Raw genomic sequence first — 19,626 nt, 5'->3', positions numbered from 1 at the left:
AAAATTTGCCTTGAAAAACTTTACTTTAGAGCCATCCTCAGAATCTGCTGAACATCTGCTGTTTTAAGTTGCATAAAGTTGCCTGCATGGTCTCCACCGCGAGCGTCAATAGTGCCCTCAGCCATCTGAAGAATATCCTCTTCAGAAGGGGCAACTCCAAGCTCTGCAAGGGAGGTTGGCATACCAATTGCATGACACCACTGGTTCCAAGCTTCGATTCCCGCAAGGCCCGTAGCTGTTGGATTATGGAAGTTATTTTGAACTCCAAAAACATTAACCGCAAACTGCGCAAAGCGCTCTGGATCTTGGCTCATAACATAGCGAGCCCAACTTGCCCAAATAGCCGTGAGACCAGCACCGTGAGCTACATCATACTTTGCGCTAAGCTCATGCTCAATTGCATGAGAAGCAAAATCGCTTACGCGACCAGTTCCGGTAAGTCCGCAGTGAGAAAGCGACGATGCCCAGAGCAAATCTGCACGTGCAGCGTAATTCTCTGGTTCTTTGACAGCAATCAAGACAGCTTCTTTTACGGTGCGTAAGAGCCCCTCAGCTAGCTCGTCAGTGAGTGCCACGTCCTTCTCGAGCGTAAAGTAGCGCTCCATGGTGTGCATCATGATATCAGCGCCTGTTGACGCCGTCTGATACGCACTCACAGAGTAAGTGAGCTCTGGGTTCATGATGGCAAAGTAAGGACGGCCGCTCTGATGGTGATAAGAACGCTTAAGCACACGACCATCAGCCAGCGTAATGTTCATGACGGAAGAATCAGAGGTCTCAGAGCCAGTTCCTGCAATAGTAGAAATGACACCAATAGGAGTTGCCTTTGAAACACTGACCTTATGCAAATAGAGGTCTTCAAGAGAAATGTCATTGGCCAGGCCGTATGCAATCGCCTTAGCGGAATCCATGACAGACCCGCCGCCGATAGCCAAAATGAAGTCAACACCCTCGCGTTTACCCAGCTCTACAGCTTCTTCTGCAAGCTCTAAACGAGGGTTAGGAACAACTCCACCACAATCAACATACGTAATTCCAGCATCGCTTAAAAGCTGGTGAATCTGGTCAAGCAATCCGCTCTTTACCACATGATTGCCACCAAAATGCACTAGCACCTTGCTGCCTCCGTGAGCAGAGACAAGCTCTGCCGCACGAAGCTGAGTATCTTTTCCAAAAACCACCTGAGTAGGTACAACGTACTCAAAATTAACCATGACTAAAGCCCTTTCTTACCTACTCGAGCAACATCTTAAGCGCGAGGCTCTTCTCCCCACCAGAACGTTGCAACAGTTCCAGGACCAGTATGAACGCCAATTGTTGCACCAATAGTAAAGATGTTGATATCGCCTGTCTGAGGAAGTTTTTCTTTAATAAGCTCTTTAACAGCCTGAGCATCAGAAGCGCACTCGGAGTTAGAGATAAACACCTTACGCGCATAAGCGTTTCCCCGCTCAGCAGTCTGAGTCATAATCTCAACAACGCGAGCAATTGCCTTCTTTTTGCCACGTGCCTTCTCTTTAACAGCCAAAGAGCCGTCGGCCTCGGCATCCATAACAGGACAAATGTTAAGCATGCCACCAAGTAAGCCAGCTGTCTTAGAAATGCGACCACCACGAACAAAGAAGGTCAAATCTGTAGAGAAGAACCAGCCATACACACGATGACGTGCTTCTTTAGCCCATGCAACTGCCTCGTCAAAAGACAGGCCTTCATCGCGTTTATCGGCAAGACCATCTACCAAGAGACCATAACCAGAAGATGCCTGCAGAGAGTCAACAACCTCAATCTTTCTGTCAGGGAACTCCTGCTCAATCTCTACCTTTGCCTGGCAAGCAGACTCGTATGTTCCAGAAACGCCAGAACTTAACGAAACATGAAGAACGTCTTTGCCTTCCTCCAGGAAAGGACGCCAGAAGGCCATGTACTCACCAATTGATACCTGTGAAGTGCGGCACTCAGCACCTGCAAGCATCTTTTTATAGAGATCAGCTGGTGCATTAGTGCGACCAAAGTCATCCTTGCACTGAACACCGTCAAGCTCGTAGTTGAAATATACGTATTTCACATCACGTGACTGAAGGTACTTCTCACTTACATCGGCCGTAGAACAACAGGTCAAAACGTAGTTGGACATACAAGTCTCCTTGAAATATCTTCTTGCATAAAACAATCGCACACACTTATTTTTCTTTCAGATGTGAGTATACTTCTAATCTCATTTTTATGCTGCTTGTGGGGCCCTTCAAGTGCAAAATCACGTATACTTGCACGCGTTTGATTTTCTCAGAACACTACCTATACCTTAACTTTTATCTTCGACGGGAATGGATAGCGCGTGGCATTATCAGATCTTTCTACTAGAAACTCTTCCAGACTCACACTAGATACTTCTTCTGCGCTTGTATGGAAGTTTGCTCTTCTTGTCTGCGCACTTATCTGGGGCGGGTCATTTGTCGTTATCAAAGATGCAATTAGTTACATCTCGGCAGCTTGGCTTATGACTTTACGTTTTGTCTTTGCCGTAGGTATTGTTGCCATCATCTTTAGAAAAAAACTTAAAGAACACTTGAATGTCACACATATCAAATACGGCGTGCTCTTAGGCGTTCTTAACGGTCTAGGATTTCTGTTCCAAAATGGAGCTCTTGCTTATACCACTGCAGGTAAAGCTGCTTTTATTGCATCAATTTATTGCGCGATGATTCCGTTTGTAAACTGGCTCATTGCAAAGAAAAAACCTCATGGAACCAGTATTTTTGCAGCCTTTTTATGCGTAGCTGGCATTGGTCTTATCTCACTGGGCACTGATTTTTCGTTCTCGTTTGGCTTGGGCGAGCAGATGACCTTGCTCTCAGCCATTATTTTTGCCTTCGTTTTTGTGCTTACTGCCGAGCTTGCTCACAAATACGACATCATCACGCTTACGGTGGTGCAGCTTGGCGTGAGTGCCCTTCCCTGCCTTGCCTACGCGCTTTGCTTTGAAACGGTTCCCAATTTTGCGGTATTGTCCACAAATGCCTGGGTTGCTCTCGCCTACATCACTCTTATTGCAACCGCACTGACTGGTGTTTTGCAGAACCGCGCACAGAAGTCAGTTGCTCCTGTTCAGGCCTCACTAATTATTTCTCTGGACAGTATTTTTGCAGCAGTTTTTGGCGTTATCTTCCTTGCCGAAGTTATTACCCCTACAATTTTCCTGGGCTTCATTGTTATCTTTGTTGCAATCTTTATCAGTGAGCTTGGCGAGAAACCCGCAGAGTCCCAAACTCCTTCAGAAAACTAAAGCTCTCTATACAACACGACCCTAAACAAAAAGCCTGCATACGCGGGCTTTTTTGCGTTTTGGAGCTCTTACATCTCACGAGAGCTCAGCATAGGTCCATCGGACCAAAGTGTAATCTCTCCTGAAGTAAGCGTTTTAGGAACATCAATAAGACGCTGGTTGGAGGAGCCTCTAAAACGCAAGGTAATATCGTGAAGGCTCTGAACCCATGGACCATCTACCAGAACATCAATACAAGACAGAATGCGATCAGTGTACTCTGTGTGCCACTTTCCCTCGGTCAGCTGATCCCAGGTGTGACCCGAATACATCCAAATGCTCTTTTGTGGATAGGTAGCTCTGACCTTCTCGACAAACTCAACAAGACCTTCTTGGTTTTCCGGCTCAAAAGGCTCTCCACCAAGGATGGAAAGACCGTTGATATAGACAGGTGCAAGAGAGTCAATAATCTCTTGCTCAACTTCTGGAGTAAACTCTCCGCCGCTCTTGAAGTCCCACGCCTCGTAATTAAAGCAGCCTTCACAGTGCAGACGGCAGCCTGAAACAAACAGAGTTGTTCTTACGCCAACACCATTTGCAATATCTGAAAACTTAATATTTGAATAGTTCATACATAACCTTTGATGGGTAACTTTCACATATTGTGGATGTTACCTGATAGAGATAATAAAAACGAGCAGAAGGGCCAAGGCGCTCTTCTGCTCGTTTGTCTAGTACATAAATCTTAGAGGTGAAGGACGCGGTCCTTGATCTCCTGGGTACGGCCCTGGTTCCAGAACTGGGTACCAATGTAGCCGCAGGTACGACGAGCAACATTCATCTTGGTCTGGTCACGGTTGCCGCAGTGTGGGCACTCCCAAACCAGCTTGCCGTCCTCCTCGACAATATGAATCTCACCGTCATAACCGCACTCCTGGCAGAAGTCAGACTTGGTGTTGAGCTCTGCATACATGATGTGGTCATAGATGAACTGCATGACGCTGAGAACAGCCTCGATATTGTCCTGCATGTTAGGAACCTCAACGTAAGAGATTGCTCCACCTGGGGAAAGACGCTGGAACTCAGACTCAAACTGGAGCTTCTGGAATGCGTCAATCTCTTCTGCAACGTGGACGTGGTAGCTGTTGGTGATGTAGCCCTTATCGGTGATGCCTGGGATAACACCAAAGCGACGCTGAAGTGCCTTAGCAAACTTGTAGGTAGTGGACTCAAGAGGAGTTCCGTAGAGGGAGTAATCGATATCCTCTGCTTCCTTCCACTCGGTGCACTTATCGTTCATGTGCTGCATAACCTGGAGTGCAAATGGAGTTGCCTCTTTGTCAGTGTGGCTGTGACCAGTCATAGCCTTAACGCACTCGTATAGGCCTGCATAACCAAGGGAGATAGTGGAATATCCGCCGTAAAGCAAAGGATCGATAACCTCACCCTTGTCCAGGCGAGCAAGTGCGCCGTACTGCCAAAGGATTGGAGCAGCATCGGACAGGGTACCCTTCAGGCGATCGTGACGAGCGCGGAGTGCACGGTGGCAAAGCTCAAGACGCTCATCAAAGATCTTCCAGAACTTGTCCATATCGCGACCAGCAGAAAGAGCAACATCAGGAAGGTTGATAGTTACAACGCCCTGGTTGAAGCGGCCGTAGTACTTAGGCTTGTTTGGCTCATAGTTCTTTGCGCGAGCAACGTTGTTGAAGCCATTACCAGAACGGTCTGGAGTCAGGAAGGAACGGCAGCCCATGCAAGTGAAGGTATCGCCCTCGCCTTCCTTCTCGCCCTTAGAAAGCTTGTACTCCTTCATCTTCTTCTCAGAGATGTAGTCAGGGACAAGGCGGCGAGCGGTGCACTTTGCAGCCATCTGAGTGAGGTAGTAGTACTTGGAATCCTCGTAAACGTTGTCCTCTTCAAGAACGTAGATGAGCTTAGGGAATGCAGGAGTAATCCAGACACCCTCCTCGTTCTTTACGCCCTGGTAACGCTGACGGAGCATCTCCTCAATGATGAGTGCAAGGTCCTCCTTCTCCTGCTCATTCTTTGCCTCGTTGAGATACATGAAGACAGTAATGAAAGGAGCCTGGCCGTTGGTGGTCATCAAAGTGACAACCTGGTACTGAATGGTCTGAACGCCACGAGAAACCTCATCACGAAGGCGCTTCTCAACCATCTCGTTGAGCTGCTCAGCAGAGAGCTCAACACCGACGGAGTTCATCTCCTCCATAACGGTCTTGCGGATCTTCTTACGAGAAACATCAACAAATGGAGCAAGGTGAGCCAAGGAGATGGACTGACCACCGTACTGGCAGGATGCTACCTGAGCAATGATCTGAGTTGCAATGTTGCATGCAGTGGAGAAGCTGTGTGGACGCTCAATCAGAGTACCGGAGATAACAGTGCCGTTCTGCAGCATGTCATCAAGGTTGATGAGGTCACAGTTGTGCATGTGCTGTGCAAAGTAATCGGAATCGTGGAAGTGGATGAGACCCTCGTTGTGAGCAGCAACAATATCCTCTGGAAGAAGCTCACGCTGAACGAGGTCCTTAGAAACCTCACCAGCCATGTAGTCACGCTGAACAGAAACAACGGTAGGGTTCTTGTTGGAGTTCTCCTGCTTGACTTCCTCGTTGTTGCACTCAATCAGAGACAGAATCTTGTCATCGGTGGTGTTCTTGTGACGCTTCTGGTTCTGGATGTAGCGGTAAATGATGTACTTACGAGCAACCTCAAAGCGGTCAAGAGCCATGAGCTGATCCTCGACAAGGTCCTGGACCTCCTCGACGGTGACGGTGTGTCCAGCCTTCTCACACTCATCGGTAACGTTGAGGGAAGCAAACTGAATCTCACGCTCAGTCAGGCGCTGATCCTCAGGGACCTCTGCGTTAGCCTTAGCGATTGCGTTAACAATCTTCTCAACCTCGAAGGTGACCTCTGAGCCATTGCGCTTGATAATCTTCATGTGCAAACTCCTTGAACAAACGTTGGTGAAAGCAACGCTTTCATGCGTGTTTAATTGGATTATCACTGCGGTTCCTAAGCTTTTGCCTAAGCGAAGTAGTTGGGAACCCGCTTGTGTGATGGAAACTACTATGCCACAACTTATAGTGTTTGGGTTCGAGAACTATAACAATATATTGTGAAATTTCCACACGAATACAAAATTATGTATTGACACGTTGCGGCAACCAATATCTCTGCAGGTAGAAAATTAGCTAGAAACTTCGCTAATTACAAAATTTATTAATGGTCATAAAATAATTCGATTTTTTGTAAGTAGGCATTCGTCGCCTTTCACAAATGCGCCACAATTCACCCCTCAGTACTCACTTTTGTTGGGCGTTTGGGGACTAAAAAAGCCGACACAAAATGTCAGCTTTGATGGCTAGTCTAGTGGAGGCTGTGGACGCCAGGTTGCGTCTTTATAGATAAGGCGTGCATCCTTCCAGCCCTTTATAAGGCGAGAAAGACCAGACGAGAAGTGCGCTCTGTCTACCAAAATGAGTCGAATAATCTCTTTTGCAAAGGTCAGCGCAGTACCAACACCAAAGAGCACGGGGTTGTAATCACCGTGAACCTGGAAGTAACGGGCAATATAGCCGCGGTTACGCGTGATGTAATAGCGTGTCATGTCAGAGGTTGAATTAAGCTGACGCACAGAACCAATACTCTGACCAGGAACTTCTCGACATCTTGAAAGAACAAAGTCTGGAATCAAAATAGGCTGCGTTACCTTGCTGGCCAAATAGCCATACAGAGCATCGTCCCAATAGATAAAGAAGCGCGCGTCAGGTAGGCCAATCTTCTGCACTACAGAGCGCTTAAAGCAGGCGCCCTCAAAGCACATCACATTGCACTCGCGATAAGGTACACCGTCAAAGCCAGCCTTTGCCAGCGGATTGTAGATGCCCAGGGCGGTGCTAAAGCGATACTGCCAGAAGAAAGGACCACCATCAAAGTCGTAGCGCTGGCCTTGAATAACCTCAGCCTTATCTGACCATGCGTCAAGCTTATCAAGACCATCAGGCAGCACAGCTACGTCATCGTCCATAACCCAGAACCACTCGGCGCCCAGCTCATAACCTACGCGCACACCCTCAGAGAAGCCACCGGAACCACCGGTGTTTTGCTCCATAGGGACGTAACACACGCGATTAGTGCCACCGTGAGCGTCGGGATCATCAGTGGTTTCTCCCCACGTGGTTTTGACCGTCTCCGAAAACTCCGACACAAGCGAGGCTGTCTCAGAAGAGTTTTCGTTGTCCACAACAATGATGCGCCATGGAGCCTGCGTGAGCTGCGTAATGGAATTGAGCAGGTTGGAAAGCAGTTCCTGGCGTTTAAAGGTGACTATGACAAGGGCGGTGCGCTTCATATTTCCTCAAAATGTGACTTCGTGAGTGAGTTGATGCCTCTATAGTATAAAGCAGCAATCAAAAGGAGTTTAGATGAGTCACGCTCAAAACCACCAACCTTTGGTTTCTCTTGTTGTGCCCATATACAACGTTGCAGACTATCTGGAGCAGTGCCTGGCAAGCATTCAATCGCAGAGCTATACCAACCTGGAGATTATCTGCTTAAACGACGGCTCAACTGACTCGTCTTTAGCTCTTTTAGAAGCATATGCTGCCCGCGATGGGCGCCTTGTCATCATAGATAAAGCAAACGAAGGTTACGGAAAAACATGTAATCGTGGTATTGCCGCAGCTCACGGCACATGGGTAGGAATTGTTGAGCCTGACGATTACCTTGAGCCAACTATGGTTCAAGAGCTTGTTGATCTTATCCAAGCAAACGGCGGAGAAGACCAGGTAGATATTGCACGTTCTGCGTATTGGCGTGTGTTTGGCAATCAGAAAAACGGTCGAGCAGGAGTAAAAGCGCAGGTAAAAAATGCTGCTGGTTCTGGCGAGCACAGGATTCCATGCGCTTATAAGGGCCGCGTCAAACCCAAGCATCAGCCCTGTTCTATTGACCAGATGGCTCAGCTTCTGTTGCACCATCCTGCCATTTGGACGGCACTCTATCGCAAAGAATTCTTGACCCAGAACAACATCAGCTTTAAAGAAGTCCCTGGTGCAGGCTGGGCAGACAACCCCTTCCTTATTGCTTCACATTGCTGTGGTACCCGTTTGGTGTACACAGACTCAGCGCTTTACAACTATCGCGAGAATGGCTATGCAGAAGCTGCCACCTTTGCGCAGCGTCAGCCCAAAATTCCGCTTGAGCGCTGGAATGACATGATGGACGTTGTGGATGCACGCAACATCACCTCAGGCGTAGTGCTCAACGCGCTCACGCTGCGCGGTATCAACTACGCACTGCTCACAAAAGACGCACTTATCTGGCGAGAAGAACATGGTGCTGCAGGTCAGATTGACTCAGAAGTGCACGATCTTCTCGCCAAGAGCTTTGAGCGCATGGATGCAAAGCGCGTGTTTGAAAACCCTGCAATCTCGAGCACAGGAAAGGCGCTCTTTGCGCAGGTGAGAGGTATTGATTTGCCAAAAGATGATAAGTTTGCTCGCTATGCATATCTAGCCAAAGAGGGATTCTTCCGCGTCAAAAACGACGGCATTGCACAGACATTCAAATCGCTTATGGATAGGCGCTAAGGCTGACGAACATCAAGCGACCAAATACCGTCCAACCTTACATGAAGTTACTTACGCAAGTGGTATACGCATAAAACGCGCATACCATACAGCTCTTCGTGCATAGGCATAGCGTGCCTGCACTGTGGTAGACAAAATGGCACCAAGCAAAGCGTGAGCAACCAATCGCGGAGAAGTTGCCTCAGTAACAATCAGATGAGCTACGGGATTAGAAAGAATTTTAATAATCAGATTTTCTTTCTCCTCATGGCTGAGCTGGGACTCTCCGTTAAAAACGGGATACATGTTCTTAAGAAGCTTGCTGATCAGATAACGACTAATCAACTTTTGAACTTTTTTGGAGTTTGCAAAGCCAAGATGCTTGGCAAGAGCACCAAGTGCCTGACGCTCTTGGGTAAGTTTATCCATAGCGACAGTAATATCATCTTCTTCCTTAGAAGAATCTGCTGGTACATCTACAAAAATTGCCTCTGGAGCATACGTGATGTTTTTTGCAATCTCAAAACAGTAGCCTACAAAATTGCATTCGCCATCAGTCTCTGGCTCATGTTTGATATCGGTCAAAATACGAGTTGAGCACAGCTTTCCGCTCATAGACGTCAAATAAGGAAGCTGTGACTCCTCAAATACCTGCGACAACGCAGAAGCCTTTGCACCAAAAGCCTTTTTGCATTCCATAGGTGAATTGGCGTTTTTCATGTGCGCAATAACAATATCTGCCGCTTTAGGTGAACCAACAGGACCGAGGGCAGTAGCTGCAGCATAGAGCTTCTGCAAAACATGGGGATTAAACCTATAAGAAGGCTCAGTGGTAAGCGTATAGGCTCCGCGAGCACGACCCTGAGCAATCTCAAGCGCAACAAAATGGCTAATGCCCGATTGGCACAAGACATCTAAACGAGGTTCTTGATTAGCAAGGTTATCCAGCATGCGAGCAATCTGAGGGTCAGAGCTGTTGTCAACAATGATGAGCTCCCAATGAGGGTAGGTTTGCTCTTGCAGTTGCCTAATTACCGTTCTAATAGCATCAGCATCATTATCAGCAGCCATGAGAACCGAAATCATATGTGGATTGTATGAGCGCTCGTGCATTCCACATCCCCCAAACTGGTCCTAAATTTTAGATACCAGTTTACCCGTAAAAAGTGAATTAAAAAGACATTTTTATTCTATCAAAATCTCTCCACATAACGTGTTTAACTGCTGTTATGTGGACATCTGACCTGTTTTGTAGGAGCGGCGCTACACACAACGCCCATAACGTCTATACGAGCATACCAACAAGCTTTCCTAAGGCCGTAGGGTCAACGGTAGTGCCACTTGAACCTTCAACAACAGGAGCTTCATCATGCTCAAGATTAGACACGCCAATTGGCTGCACAATCTCTACAAGCTCAAGAAGCTGATTGGGCTTCATATCGGTAATCATTGAAGACAACAAACTAGAAGCATTGCTTACCAGTGAACGAGCGCCCGAACCAGAAAGTGCCGAGATTTTCTCCCACACATCATCTGTGGCAATGATAACGTGCGTAATCTTGATGTTGGTGACAGAAGCAAGTGCGCTAACAAAAGCGATCTGACCGTCATCTTTGTAAATATCTGCCAGTGTTTTAGCGTTTGAGTCTACTTCTGCATACACATCAGTAGGAATAGACACTATATGGCCGGTTCCCTGCGTACGATCAATGACCAAAAGCCGTACAGACTGAAGCGTCGACTCCCCTGCCTTAAGCGAATTTGTGCTGATAACGGCATAGGTAAGAAAGTCATCATCAGATTGTGTAGTGCCATCCGGATTGCCTGAAACACTTTGGCTCTTTACAGCCTTGTTAAGCCCATGATCTCCCAAGTGAGACTCAAGCTGCGCGCGATCCCAAAGAGTTACAACAACAATGCCTACAAGAACAGCAACAATGGCAATTACGGCAAGGCCAATCACGTTGGTATAGGGACTCTCGCGCGGGACATCGCTGCGCTCAAATCTTTCTCTTTTCCTAAACATATTGGCTCCCTGCCTCACTGTGCATCAGTTCTGCAAGAGCTCCTAAAAAGACGCTCTCTTCTATGATGCTATTTCTTTGCAAAGGAAACCACCGCACACAATACAAGTGGTAGAAAAGACTTCGTAAACGGCGCGAGAAGACCGATGGAGCTGGATTGGCACACAGAAACTACGACGCAATCAAGGAACCGAAAGCGCTACCAGGGTTGCAAAACACCCTCTGGATAGCGAACGCTCTCAAACGTGAGGCCCTGAGCAGGTGCACAACTGCCAGCAGCAATTCTATTCTGAGCAGCTAGAACCTCGTCGATCCACTCAACAGGCCTGTGACCTCGGCCAATCTCAACCAGTGTGCCCACAATCGTGCGCACCATGTTATGCAAGAAGGCGTTACCCGTAATATCAACTGCAATGAGTTTCTCGCCAGCCTCTTCAATTTCTTCAACGGTAAGGCGCTCCACAAAACGATGCGTTGGCTTGCCCTCGGCAGAAATTGCCTTGCAGAAGCTCTTGAAATCGTGCTCTCCCACCAGCGCCTGCGCCGCCTTGTCCATAAGCTCTGCATCCAAGTGACCGTTGTACCACCACACGTGGTCCCAGCCCAGCACGGGACGAGCGCTATCTGCACAAATGCGATAGCGGTACGAGCGAGCCTGGGCATCAAAGCGTGCCGAGAAACCCTGTGGGGCACGAAAGAGTTGTCGGATAGAGATGTCATCGTCGGTCAGAGCGGTGAGCGAGCGGACGAGTTTCTCGCCAGACAGCGCCAGCTCAGCGCCGTACACAGGCAGGCTCACGTACTGGGCCTGGGCGTGCACGCCGGCGTCGGTTCTGCCCGCGCAGGTGAGCTCGACCTCTCTGCGCAAAACGGTCTGAAGCGCGCGGCGAAGGTCGCCTGCCACGGTGCGCTGAGTGGGCTGCTCGGCAAAGCCGCAGAATGCAGCGCCGCGATAACCTAGCTGGATAACAAGCGTGGCTTCAGGCTCAGAAGAAGCTTCAGCGAGAGTCTCAGGAACTGAAGGTTCAGCCGAAGACTCCTCGCATGCATCAAAACTGCAATTTGATGCAATATTCTGTGATGTTTCTGAGTTCATGAAGCTCCCTGGAATGACTTTGCCCACTAGAGTGATTGTATCGTAGGCTCAAAGTTGACGCACTCATTGCAGCTGCTGGACACAAGACCGCTACAGCAATGCAAGGCAGTACCTGCAATGCAAGATTACTACAGCGTTGTAAGACCAAAGCACAGTGCAACCCACAGCAGCAACACTACCCAGTCAACAAGCTGCATTTTTGCAGAGATACGCGTACGTTTTGCGGAGCCAAGACAGCGATCCGTCATGGTTTGCGCCATCTGATCTGCGCGCTGAAAGAGCGAGACGGTCAGTGGCACCAAAAGCGTAAACCACTTTTTGATGCGCTCAACAATACCGCCTGATTCAAAATTGAATCCACGTGCCCTCTGAGCTGCTCTAATTCTGTCGAGTTCTTCTAAGGTAAGCGGAATTGCCCTCAGAGCAATTGAGAGCACAATGCTCAAACCATCAACGTCAACATGAATAAGGCGCAACGGCAGCAATAGTACAGAAAAGCCATCAGCAAGCTGCGTAGGTGTAGTTGTTGACGCAACCGATAAAACCAGCGCCAAAGCAAGCAACACGCGGGCAATAGCTACGGTGCTTCTGTAAAAACCCGCCACAGAAAGACCGACTGATCCGGAGAAAATAATATCGGGATGTCCAATAAATACCAGCGTATTGGCCACAAATGATATAAGCAAAATGAACGCTGCAGGCTTTGCTACGCGCAAAAACTCCGGCAAGCTTACACGAGCACTCCACAAAAGGCTCACGCAAATCAAGGCGAATACCACAAAGGCAAGTGGCTGTTGTACTGAGAAGAGAGCAACAATACCTACAAAAGTGGCAACGATTTTTGTCTGCGCTGTCAATGAAGCAAGCGAGAAGTGCTTAAGCAGAGCACAGGGGCACTTAGACATAGCAGGCCTCCAAAAGCTCATGCAATACGCTTACAAACAGCGGGCAATCAAGCTGCGCAGCCTCGTATATCTCTGGGGTTGTCTGCGCTTCTTGCACATTGACGTCTGCAACAACACAGCCCTTCTCGAGAAACACTACTCTGTCAGCAAAAGGAAGCCATTCACTTACATCGTGTGTGATTGCAAAAACCGCTTTGCCCTCGTTTGCCAGCTCGCGAGCAAGATGCAGCACCTGCGAGCGCGCCTCGCCATCAAGTCCAGACGTTGCCTCATCAAACACCACCGCGTACGTTGCGCAGGCCAGCGTTCCTGCAAGCGCTGCGCGACGAGCCTGGCCACCAGAAAGCGTTAGCGGAGACGCATTCATGACCTGCTGGTCAAGCCCCACACGTGCTGCCGCATACGCGACAAGCACCTCAACATCATCTGGCGAGAAACCCTTGTTAGTTGGACCAAACGCAATATCTTCAGCAACACTTTGGGCAAAGAGTTGATCCTGAGGACGCTGAAAACACATGCCGACATCTCCAGGGCACACCAGTCGCGCATCGATTGTTGCGTGCCCGGTATCAGCCTCTATGAGGCCAGCGGCTATGCGGGCGCAGGTTGTTTTTCCAGAGCCAGAAGCGCCTACCAGAACAACAAGCTCCCCTGTGGCAGATAGTATTACGTCATGCAGAACGGGCTTGTCAAACGCATGAGACACGCCACAAACTGCCAGCTCGTGTTCCTCGCTAAGAGCTTGAATTCCGTCATAGTTGTTTGCTCGCACTACCTCAAGAGCTCGCTGATACACAAGGGTATCCAAAGCATCAAACGCAAGGTTGTTCTGAACAAGAAACGCAACAAACTCTGATGCGTTAAAAGTCACATCAAACTTATAGCCAGCCTGTGCAGCTATATGTGCTGTTGCTGTGAGCACATCATCAAAACCAGCGTTTGCGATTGCGTTTGCATCCAAGAGAAACTCTGTGGGAGTTCCCGACCAAACGAGCTGACCTTTCTCCAAAACAAGTACCTGGTCAGCCCCGGGAAGAGACTCAAACGAATGAGAAATCTCAAGCACACCCATCCCGTTTGCAACAAGGGTATTTACCAGCTTAGAAAGGTGATTTCTGAATCGAGTATCAAGCTGAGCAAATGCCTCATCAAGCACCAGATAACGTGGGCGCACTGAAAGTGCTGCTGCAATAGAAACAAGCTGCTGTTGGCCTCCAGAAAGCGTGTGCGTAGGTGCATCAATCAAATCGGCAATGCCACAAAGCTCCAGTGTTTGAGTAACGCGAGAAACTATCTCTTCTTTTGGCAAACCAAGATTAGCAGGACCAAAGGCAACCTCATCAAAAACCGTTGCACAAACAAGCTGCGCTGTTGGATCTTGGCGAACCATCCCCACAACAGAAGAAATCTGAGTAGAAGGCACTACAGCAACTGAATTGCCGTCTACTAAAACCTCTCCGGATAGAGGAAAAAGTGATGCATTACAAAGATTTGCAAGCGTTGACTTGCCTGAACCATTGTGGCCAAGCACAACCGTTCTAGAGCCCGGCTTTAGGGTAAATGAAACGTTATCAAGGGTTAGTGCCATTGGATGCGGAGATTGGCTCTCAGTGGCTCCTATGGCATCTTCAGAAACAGAGTCAGTCATAGATTGCGCAGCAGCTAACGTACCGTATGCGAAAGATACGTTTTTGAACTCAATCATGACAACCCTCCTTTATTTGAAAAAGAGGTCCCAGCAAAAAGCCAGGACCTCTTCAGATTCACTTTGACAGAAGTTACTCTGCAGCCTCTTCGGTCTGCTCGGTCTCCTCTGCTGGAGCCTCGGTCTCCTCTTCCTTTACAGGAGCAGGAGCAACCTTGGTAGCCTTAGCCTTCTTGTTAGAAGCCTTTGGCTGAACTGGCTCGGTAACGAGCTCAAGGATAACAACCTCAGAAGCATCGCCCTTACGAGGACCAAGCTTCATGATACGGGTGTAGCCGCCATTGCGGTCAGCCCACATACCCTGAGCAGCCTTGTCAAATACCTCACGGACAAGCTCTGCGTTACCAACCTTGGCCATAGCAAGACGACGAGCGTGAAGGTCGCCGCGCTTTGCCCAAGTGATGACCTTGTCGACCTCGCCGCGAACTGCCTTAGCGCGGACGTCAAGAGTCTTAATACGATCGTTAGTGAAAAGGGCTTGGATCAGGCTCTTCTTGATGGCCTTGGTGTGGCTAGCATCAGTACCAAGCTTCATGCCCCTCTTCTTATTGTGCCTCATAATTTACATTCTCCTATGCGTGACAAGGCGCGACTAAGCCTTAAGGGACAGGCCCATGCTCTCGAGCTTTTCCTTGACTTCTTCAATAGACTTAACACCAAAGTTTCTGATGTTGAGAAGATCGTTCTCAGAGAAATCAACGAGCTGACGGACAGAGTGAATTCCTGCACGCTTGAGGCAGTTGTAAGAACGGACGGAAAGGTCCAAATCCTCAACCTGCTTCTCAAGCTCGGAATCGTCCTCGACGTCTGCCTTAGCAAAAATCGAAGCCTCTTCCTGAGTCTCGTCAAAATCAGTAAGTCCCATGAATGCGCTCATGTGCTGGTTAATGATGTTTGCAGCCTCAACGACAGCCTCGCGAGGGCTGATTGCACCATTGGTCTCAACCTCAAGCACCAGACGATCATAGTCGGTGTGACGGCCAACACGGCAAGGCTCAACAGCCTTAGCGCAGCGGCGAACTGGCGAGAAAATCGAGTCAACGTGAATGAATCCAATTGGATCGCTCTCGCGCTCGTTATCCTCACCGGAAACATAACCGCGACCATTACCAAGGCGAAGTCTCATGGAAAGATGAGCTCCCTCAGCAAGAGTGCAAATGTGCTGAGCTGGGTTAACCAGCTCATAGCCCATAGGAACATCAAGATCAGCACCAGTGACTGTGCAAGGACCATCAACAGAGATAGAAGCCTCAGCCTCATCAGAGTTGTTGGTGTTGCGGAAAACTAGGCCCTTAACGTTCAGAACGATGTCAGTAACGTCCTCATAGACGCCTTCAACCGTAGTGAACTCATGCTGAACGCCATCAATCTGGATGGCCTCAACCGCAGCTCCCTCAAGAGAGGAAAGCAGTACGCGGCGGAGGGAGTTGCCAAGCGTGTCACCATAGCCACGCTCAAGCGGCTCTACGCTCACACGAGCGACGTTTGCGCCGATTTCATCTACCGACACATTTGGTCGGATAAATTCGGACATTGCTACCTCCAAAACGGGTCGGGCTTACTTGGAGTAGAGCTCGACGATCAGCTGTGCGTCAATCTCAAGGTCGATCTGATCGCGGGTTGGAAGCTGAAGAACAGTGCCCTGCAGCTTCTCAATGTCAACCTCAAGCCATGCAGGAACTGCCATGTGCTCGGAGGAAATGAGAGCTTCCTTGATTGGAAGAAGATCCTTTGCCTTGGAAGCGACAGCGATAACATCGCCGCTCTTTACGCGATAAGAAGGAATGTCAACGCGCTGACCGTTAACGGTGATGTGACCGTGACGAACAGTCTGACGAGCCTCTTTACGTGTACGAGCAAAGCCAAGGCGGAAGATGACGTTGTCAAGACGAGTCTCAAGAATGCTCATCAGGTTGTCACCAGTAATGCCTGGGTTCTTCTTAGCCATTTCATAGTAGCCGTGGAACTGGTTCTCAAGGACGCCGTAAATGAACTTAGCCTTCTGCTTCTCACGGAGCTGCATACCGTACTCGCTCTCCTGGCGACGACGGCGACGTGGCTCACGGTTAGAAGTCTTATTGATCCCCATCACAACGGGATCGATGCCAAGCTGACGACATCTTTTAAGGACCGGGGTCCTATCAATTGCCATTTGCTTGTCCTTTCGTGCTAGTTGCGACGGCGCTTTTTAGGACGGCAGCCGTTGTGTGCAATAGGTGTCTTATCCTGAATACCCGAAACCTCGAGGCCTGCTGCCTGAAGGGAACGGATTGCGGTCTCGCGACCAGAGCCTGGGCCCTTAACAAAAACAGCTACCTTGTGGAGACCGTGCTCCATTGCTGCCTTTGCTGCTGCCTCTGCTGCAAGCTGTGCAGCAAAAGGAGTGGACTTACGAGAGCCCTTGAAGCCGACGGTACCACCGGACTGCCAGGAAATTACATTACCCTGGGGATCGGAAATAGAGACAATCGTGTTATTGAATGTGCTCTTGATGTGGGCCTGGCCCACTGCAATGTTTTTACGCTCGGAGCGGCGGACGCGTGTAGTGCGAGCGTTCTTTTTCTGTGCCATTAGCTACTCCTCGCCTACTTCTTCTTGCCGCCCACCTGACGCTTCTTACCCTTACGAGTACGAGCGTTAGTGTGGGTACGCTGACCGTGGACAGGGAGGCCCTTGCGGTGACGGAGGCCGCGGTAGCAGCCAATCTCCATCAGGCGGGCAACATTTTGACGCACCTCGCGGCGAAGATCGCCCTCGGTGGTGTAATTTGCGTCAATAAAGTCACGAATCTTGGTGACTTCTTCCTCTGTGAGGTCCTTGACGCGAGTATTTACATCGATACCAGTCTCGTTGCAAATCTTGGTTGCACGAGTCTGACCAATGCCGTAAAGATAGGTGAGTCCGACCTCAACACGCTTATCGCGTGGCAGGTCGACGCCGTTAATACGGGCCAACTTGGTGCTCCTTCCTTAGCCCTGACGCTGCTTGTGGCGCGGGTTCTCGCAAATCACGTAAACCTTACCGTGGCGACGGATGACTTTGCACTTGTCGCACATCTTCTTTACCGAAGGACGTACCTTCATGTGTCTTCCTTTCGGTTCTGCTGATACGAACTATATACTCGCCCAGCCGCTGGCGTGAAATACCGACTGTACTTACGTACATGTGCCCTTGCGACGTGCACAAAGACACAGATAACCTCATGCATGGCACGAGGTTTTTGCATTACTTACTTATAACGGTAGGTAATGCGACCCCTGGTAAGATCGTAAGGAGAAATCTCTACTACAACCTTGTCACCAGGGAGAATTCGAATATAGTTCATTCGAATCTTACCTGAGATGGTGCAAAGGATGGTCTTGCCGTTCTCTAACTCAACGTTAAACATAGCGTTTGGCAGGGGTTCTAGTACCTTGCCTTCAAGCTCAATCGCGTCTTGTTTAGCCAACTTTCATCCTCTCGACACATCGACAGCGGTTATCAATAATACATAAAAATGTGCCACTCGTCTATCACTTATTTTTTCAACACAATTAGATAGCGAGAAAAACAATGTATGTGTTACTCAAGACCGCCTTGCATCTCGCACCATGGACCAACTTCATCTTCTGAAACGATAACGGGACCATCGGCAGTAATAGCAACCGTGTTCTCATAATGTGCTGATGGCAGGCCATCATCTGTAACAACGGTCCAACCATTTTCAAGAACGGTGCAATCGTAGGTACCCATAGCAATCATAGGCTCAATTGCAATTACCATTCCCTCACGAAGAACAATGCCGTTGCCTGCACGACCATAGTTTCTGACCTCTGGATCCTCGTGAAGATTGCGACCAATACCATGACCAACAAAATCACGAATGACACCATAGCCATTATCCTCAGCAAGTTTCTGAACTGCATGTCCAACATCGCCAAGGCGAGCACCAGGAACAGCAGCTGCAATACCTGCCTTAAGGCAATCGCGGGTAACCTCGCAAAGTGCCTGGGTTTTCTCGTCAACTGTTCCGCAGTAGAACGTCCAAGCGTTATCTCCTGCCCAACCGTTAACGGTAGCACCCGTGTCAATGGTCAGAATATCGCCATCTTGCAAAATGACGTTAGCTGATGGAATACCGTGAACAATCTGCTCGTTAATAGAAGAGCAAACAGATCCAGGGAATCCACCGTAGCCCTTAAAGGTAGGGGTTCCGCCATGAAGTCTAATAAAAGCTTCAACAGCACGGTCAATCTCGAGCGTTGAAACACCAGGTCTAATCATGGATCCAGCACGGCGAAGAGCTGCCTTAGAAAGGGCGCCCGACACCTTCATTGCCTCGATTTGTTCAGGTGTTTTTATCGTAATCATAGTGCGAGGAGTGTCTTTACGTCGGCGAATACCTCGTCAACAGGACGATCTCCGTTGACCTCCTTCAGAATTCCATGACCCTTGTAGTACTCGATCAAAGGAGAAGTCTGGTTCTCGTATACATCAAGACGCTTACGAATTGTCTCTGGCTTATCGTCATCACGCTGATACATCTCACCAGAGCAATTTGGGCAAGTCTCTGTACCAGCAGGTGCAGTATAACCACACTCTTTGCACGTACGGCGAGAAGAAAGACGCTCAACAATAACCTCTGGCTCAACAGCAACAAGCAGAGCTGCATCAAGCTTGAGGCCCATATTCTGAAGCTCAGAATCAAGGGTTACTGCCTGAGCGGTGTTGCGTGGGAAGCCATCAAGAATAAAACCAGCCTTTGCATCGTCTGCAGAAAGGCGCTCTTTTACCAGGTCAATGACAAGCTGATCTGGAACAAGCTGACCAGCATCCATATACTCTTTAGCCTTAACGCCAAGCTCAGACTGAGCTTTAACAGCAGCACGAAGAAGGTCACCGGTTGAGATGTGAGCAAGTCCATACTCTGCAACGAGCTTCTGAGCCTGTGTACCCTTGCCAGCGCCAGGTGCGCCGAGAAGAACAATGTTCATGCTTCGCCTTCCTTTCAAATAATAAAAGGGGCCTGTTTCCAGGCCCCTTTATGCTACGTAT

At 49.0% G+C, this 19,626-nt stretch carries 21 protein-coding genes; 2 read left to right on the top strand and 19 right to left on the bottom strand.

Annotation, left to right across the window (positions count from 1 at the left end; translation table 11 throughout):
- Window positions 1-20: 20 nt before the first annotated feature.
- Window positions 21-1,214 (bottom strand): iron-containing alcohol dehydrogenase, encoded by a 1,194-nt coding sequence (locus tag RWJ43_RS00275; RefSeq protein WP_314006641.1) that lies wholly within the window; start codon window positions 1,212-1,214, stop codon window positions 21-23.
- Window positions 1,215-1,249: 35 nt separating this feature from the next.
- Window positions 1,250-2,134, bottom strand: a complete 885-nt coding sequence (locus RWJ43_RS00270; RefSeq protein ID WP_314006639.1) for a DegV family protein — start codon at window positions 2,132-2,134, stop codon at window positions 1,250-1,252.
- Window positions 2,135-2,335: 201 nt separating this feature from the next.
- Between RWJ43_RS00270 and RWJ43_RS00265 the strand changes: the two genes are divergently transcribed.
- Window positions 2,336-3,283, top strand: a complete 948-nt coding sequence (locus tag RWJ43_RS00265; protein WP_314006637.1) for a DMT family transporter — start codon at window positions 2,336-2,338, stop codon at window positions 3,281-3,283.
- A gap of 68 nt (window positions 3,284-3,351) precedes the next feature.
- Here RWJ43_RS00265 and nrdG read toward each other — a convergent pair whose 3' ends face one another.
- From nrdG to RWJ43_RS00250, 3 genes are all read right to left on the bottom strand, one after another.
- Window positions 3,352-3,894 (bottom strand): anaerobic ribonucleoside-triphosphate reductase activating protein, encoded by a 543-nt coding sequence (gene nrdG, locus RWJ43_RS00260; protein ID WP_314006635.1) that lies wholly within the window; start codon window positions 3,892-3,894, stop codon window positions 3,352-3,354.
- A 113-nt stretch (window positions 3,895-4,007) separates the two neighbouring features.
- On the bottom strand, window positions 4,008-6,230 hold the full coding sequence (gene nrdD, locus RWJ43_RS00255; protein ID WP_314006633.1) for an anaerobic ribonucleoside-triphosphate reductase: 2,223 nt from the start codon (window positions 6,228-6,230) through the stop codon (window positions 4,008-4,010).
- A 423-nt stretch (window positions 6,231-6,653) separates the two neighbouring features.
- A complete protein-coding gene (locus RWJ43_RS00250) occupies window positions 6,654-7,643 on the bottom strand; it encodes a glycosyltransferase (protein WP_314006631.1) in 990 nt (329 codons plus the stop codon).
- Between the two features lie 73 nt (window positions 7,644-7,716).
- Between RWJ43_RS00250 and RWJ43_RS00245 the strand changes: the two genes are divergently transcribed.
- Complete coding sequence (locus RWJ43_RS00245; protein WP_314006630.1) at window positions 7,717-8,883, top strand: glycosyltransferase; 1,167 nt, start codon at window positions 7,717-7,719, stop codon at window positions 8,881-8,883.
- A gap of 51 nt (window positions 8,884-8,934) precedes the next feature.
- Here the strand turns inward: RWJ43_RS00245 and RWJ43_RS00240 are convergent, their stop codons facing one another.
- The 14 genes from RWJ43_RS00240 to RWJ43_RS00175 all read right to left on the bottom strand — a co-directional run bounded on the left by RWJ43_RS00240 (window position 8,935) and on the right by RWJ43_RS00175 (window position 19,565).
- Window positions 8,935-9,948 (bottom strand): glycosyltransferase, encoded by a 1,014-nt coding sequence (locus tag RWJ43_RS00240; RefSeq protein ID WP_314006628.1) that lies wholly within the window; start codon window positions 9,946-9,948, stop codon window positions 8,935-8,937.
- Between the two features lie 199 nt (window positions 9,949-10,147).
- The gene (locus RWJ43_RS00235; protein ID WP_314006626.1) at window positions 10,148-10,888 is read right to left on the bottom strand and encodes a hypothetical protein; all 741 of its coding nucleotides are present in this window, start codon (window positions 10,886-10,888) and stop codon (window positions 10,148-10,150) included.
- A gap of 197 nt (window positions 10,889-11,085) precedes the next feature.
- A complete protein-coding gene (truA, locus tag RWJ43_RS00230; protein WP_314006624.1) occupies window positions 11,086-11,982 on the bottom strand; it encodes a tRNA pseudouridine(38-40) synthase TruA in 897 nt (298 codons plus the stop codon).
- Between the two features lie 128 nt (window positions 11,983-12,110).
- Entirely contained in the window at window positions 12,111-12,887 is a 777-nt protein-coding gene (locus RWJ43_RS00225) for an energy-coupling factor transporter transmembrane component T (protein WP_314006622.1), read from the bottom strand.
- Window positions 12,880-14,592, bottom strand: a complete 1,713-nt coding sequence (locus tag RWJ43_RS00220; RefSeq protein WP_314006620.1) for an ABC transporter ATP-binding protein — start codon at window positions 14,590-14,592, stop codon at window positions 12,880-12,882. Before RWJ43_RS00220 ends, RWJ43_RS00225 begins: the two co-directional genes overlap by 8 nt.
- 73 nt (window positions 14,593-14,665) lie before the next feature.
- Window positions 14,666-15,151 carry a 50S ribosomal protein L17 gene (gene rplQ / locus RWJ43_RS00215; protein WP_035426920.1) on the bottom strand — a complete coding sequence of 162 codons (486 nt, stop codon included), beginning with the start codon at window positions 15,149-15,151 and terminating at the stop codon, window positions 14,666-14,668.
- A gap of 33 nt (window positions 15,152-15,184) precedes the next feature.
- A complete protein-coding gene (locus RWJ43_RS00210; protein WP_314006619.1) occupies window positions 15,185-16,126 on the bottom strand; it encodes a DNA-directed RNA polymerase subunit alpha in 942 nt (313 codons plus the stop codon).
- A 24-nt stretch (window positions 16,127-16,150) separates the two neighbouring features.
- Complete coding sequence (gene rpsD, locus RWJ43_RS00205) at window positions 16,151-16,744, bottom strand: 30S ribosomal protein S4 (protein WP_012809219.1); 594 nt, start codon at window positions 16,742-16,744, stop codon at window positions 16,151-16,153.
- Window positions 16,745-16,761: 17 nt separating this feature from the next.
- Window positions 16,762-17,163 (bottom strand): 30S ribosomal protein S11, encoded by a 402-nt coding sequence (gene rpsK / locus RWJ43_RS00200; RefSeq protein ID WP_012809220.1) that lies wholly within the window; start codon window positions 17,161-17,163, stop codon window positions 16,762-16,764.
- A gap of 14 nt (window positions 17,164-17,177) precedes the next feature.
- Window positions 17,178-17,546: a 30S ribosomal protein S13 gene (rpsM, locus tag RWJ43_RS00195; RefSeq protein ID WP_035426925.1), complete on the bottom strand. Its 369-nt coding sequence runs from the start codon at window positions 17,544-17,546 to the stop codon at window positions 17,178-17,180.
- Between the two features lie 15 nt (window positions 17,547-17,561).
- Window positions 17,562-17,675, bottom strand: coding sequence for a 50S ribosomal protein L36 (gene rpmJ, locus RWJ43_RS00190; protein ID WP_002563183.1), 114 nt, complete (start codon window positions 17,673-17,675; stop codon window positions 17,562-17,564).
- 146 nt (window positions 17,676-17,821) lie between these two features.
- A complete protein-coding gene (gene infA / locus RWJ43_RS00185; RefSeq protein WP_012809222.1) occupies window positions 17,822-18,040 on the bottom strand; it encodes a translation initiation factor IF-1 in 219 nt (72 codons plus the stop codon).
- Between the two features lie 113 nt (window positions 18,041-18,153).
- A complete protein-coding gene (gene map, locus RWJ43_RS00180; RefSeq protein ID WP_035432042.1) occupies window positions 18,154-18,942 on the bottom strand; it encodes a type I methionyl aminopeptidase in 789 nt (262 codons plus the stop codon).
- Window positions 18,939-19,565 (bottom strand): adenylate kinase, encoded by a 627-nt coding sequence (locus RWJ43_RS00175; protein ID WP_314006617.1) that lies wholly within the window; start codon window positions 19,563-19,565, stop codon window positions 18,939-18,941. Before RWJ43_RS00175 ends, map begins: the two co-directional genes overlap by 4 nt.
- Between the last annotated feature and the right edge of the window lie 61 nt (window positions 19,566-19,626).

It is taken from the genome of Lancefieldella parvula (genome assembly GCF_963530955.1).
Taxonomy (GTDB): domain Bacteria; phylum Actinomycetota; class Coriobacteriia; order Coriobacteriales; family Atopobiaceae; genus Lancefieldella; species Lancefieldella parvula_A.
Note: the sequence above shows the minus strand (reverse complement) of the source record. Positions and strands in the feature narration are given on the sequence as shown.